The sequence below is a fragment of the Vibrio sp. 1F253 genome, assembly GCF_041439295.1.
Lineage (GTDB): Bacteria > Pseudomonadota > Gammaproteobacteria > Enterobacterales > Vibrionaceae > Vibrio > Vibrio tasmaniensis_A.
On record NZ_JBGONU010000124.1, the window covers coordinates 1 to 2151 of the forward strand.

Annotated in this window: 2 protein-coding genes and 1 pseudogene; all 3 read right to left on the reverse strand. The window is 50.5% G+C overall.

The window, feature by feature from the left end:
• A partial coding sequence (gene traF, locus ACED28_RS23070) for a conjugal transfer protein TraF (RefSeq protein ID WP_213865995.1) occupies positions 1 to 284 on the reverse strand: 284 nt, incomplete at its 3' end.
• Positions 285 to 307: 23 nt separating this feature from the next.
• Positions 308 to 2035 (reverse strand): type-F conjugative transfer system mating-pair stabilization protein TraN, encoded by a 1728-nt coding sequence (gene traN, locus ACED28_RS23075; RefSeq protein ID WP_371710844.1) that lies wholly within the window; start codon positions 2033 to 2035, stop codon positions 308 to 310.
• A gap of 36 nt (positions 2036 to 2071) precedes the next feature.
• Positions 2072 to 2151: pseudogene (locus ACED28_RS23080) on the reverse strand (type-F conjugative transfer system pilin assembly protein TrbC); the annotation flags it as partial.

Sequence of the window (2151 nt, forward strand, 5' to 3'; positions counted from 1 at the left end):
TTCGCGAGCTTGTCTTTATCTTTGGGATGAATGGCCGCGTCGTTTTGCGCTTCAATATGCACAGAGTGAAACCAGGCCATCTGTTCGGTCGCCGATAACGTTTTAGGGCTTGATACGGTGGTTTGAGTGTTGCTTGGTAGCGGCTTAGGTTTGGGCGTTACGGGCATTGCCTTTGGCTCGTTGTACCAGCGCCACCCAGGAGGGGTTTCTTGAGCAAGAGCTGGATGGAGGTGAGTCAGCAGCGCTAGGGTAATGACGCAAAGCAGAGGTTTTTTCATCATCATAGACCTTGATTCCGTGGAGGCGGTTATCCGCCCGTGGCACTTTGAAGTCGTTTCTTGATTTCATCAAAGTTGGGGAGGTTGGTGTTGGCACGCATTTCCGGGTAGAACTCTTTAAAATCAATGTATTCAAAATTGATTTGACCCAGTTCTTCGGGCGTAATGGCGGCGCAGGTGGGATTTTTAGCACTGCCTAACCGTTTACCCAGTTGCTGAAGAGACCCTTGCTCTTGGATGATTTTGGCCAGCTTGTTGTCGTAAACGCAGTAACTGCGCTTTTTACGGGTGCAGACACCCAGCACTTTCTTGGCGCAGTATTGCCCCACGTACAGGGTTAAGCCTTTCTCTTTGGCTTCCCCCAGCGCTTCTTCCGCTTCGCTGCATTTCGCTCCCAATCCTTGCCCCCATCCTGAGTCTTTACAACAATCGTTGAAGCCCGCGAGTTTCTTACTGCACTTCATCGGCTTTCCCGTGAATATTTTGGGTGGGTCGCCGATGTCTTTCACGGCTTCGGCAAGCCCTGCCAGTGCCGCAACGGACTTATCAAAATTGTTATTCAATTTGGGCGCCTCCTCGTAACACTCCCCGTCAAGACAGAAGGAGTGCTCCCCACATTGCAGATCAGTGGCTCGGCATGTCTTCTCAGCACAACGCTTTGTGACCTCTTGCTCGATGCACACCCCATTTTGCTTAAGGCTGCAATGTTGAGTTTGAGTCGTACAGTCTTTCGGGAGGTTTGCGCAGGTATTAGGGCGGTCACAATGATGGTCTATCCGATATTTCCAACAATTGAGCGTGGTGGGAATGCCATTAATGGTGCGGGTGGCTCGACCTTCAATACATTGCTGGCGAGTGATCTTGCACGAGTTCATCAGGCGGCATTGTGTTCGCCAGGTCATGGTGTTTTTGATGCAGTTCCCTCCGGATAAGGAGAATCCGTTTGAACAGCTCAAGGTGGCTTTTTTCGTTTGTGTGGTGGGTCGACAAATCTCGTAGCGTTTATGCCAGTATGCGCTCCATTGCCAGTTTAAGTTGATGGTATATTTTAAATCGCCAAGCGTGTAGCCTTGGTTGGGAGAGACTATCTTTCCATCCCAAAAATACGTGGTTTCTGATCCCGAAAAACCTCTTCTAGTCCCTGATTGCCTCACGTAATTGTCATTATTGTATCGGCATTGTGGGAGGGGGCGTTGGCAATCCCTCCCTTGTTGTGTCCAACCGGATGGACAGCGGTAGCTCACCTCACCGGTGCTCACGGAGGCAACGGGGACTTTTGTACAAGGCACATTGTTATTCGTTGGACGATGACACTGTTTAGGAATGTGTTCGATAAGGCACTGGGAGCCGCTATCACAATCCACATAGGCATTTGAGAGACCGTGAGTGATTTCAAAAGCATTCTCTTGGCCAAGTAAGGCAAAGCGCATCGCCGGGTCGTCTTTAACATCGGGTCGACCTTTATTGAAGTTCGCGTTGATGTCTTGAGCCAATCCATTGGTCACAAACTCTGTCCCTTTTTGTGCATTGATATCACCGTCTGACAGTCTTGACTCTTTTGGACTGCGGATCTCTTGTCGACACGTGGCGTCTTTGCAATAGTCATCGACATTGAGCGGAAGCGCATGAGGCGTGAGAGCTTGGCTTGCCGTTTGCTTCGCCCAATTGGCGCTCTCGGTAAAGGTGTGTTGTTCGCTGGCAAGAGTGAGAGTAGATAAAAAACTGAGCGTGAGCGCAGCCCAGAGGTCAATGCGCATAAGGAGCACCTCATCAAAAGTTGGGGTGAGAGAGGGTTATTGGGCATAGAGCGTGCGCAACAGTGGGTGAATGTTTTGCTGCGCATCCCCGGCCGCGAGGTAATCCAGAGCTTGGT